General features: G+C 62.3%; 1 protein-coding gene. It reads left to right on the plus strand.

Annotation, left to right across the window (positions count from 1 at the left end):
* Positions 1–306, plus strand: a 306-nt coding sequence (locus tag AC1DQ3_RS36905) for a hypothetical protein (protein WP_477125012.1), incomplete at both ends; no start/stop codon positions are given.

Below are 306 nucleotides of genomic sequence, written 5' to 3' on the forward strand. Positions count from 1 at the left end.
GGGAACCTTCCGGCCCTCTCCGGCCTTCCGGCCCTCTCCGGCCTGAATGCCTCGGCGGAGAATCCGCCGCAAGCGACCCGTGGGATCGGTACTGGAGAGGCCACGGGACAATACTACGCCCGCGTGCAGGTCTGCGTGTCGGGGATGATCGGCAACGACAATTGCCACRCCTATAACAGCGCCCAGAAGCCGATCGGTTTGTTGCACACATACAGCGGCATCAGCGGATCCATGCTCTTCGGCCTGATGACCGGGACGTACGACCGGAATATCTCCGGTGGTGTACTAAGACGCAACCCGCAGGAT

The organism is Cupriavidus sp. 01T418, from assembly GCF_056398885.1.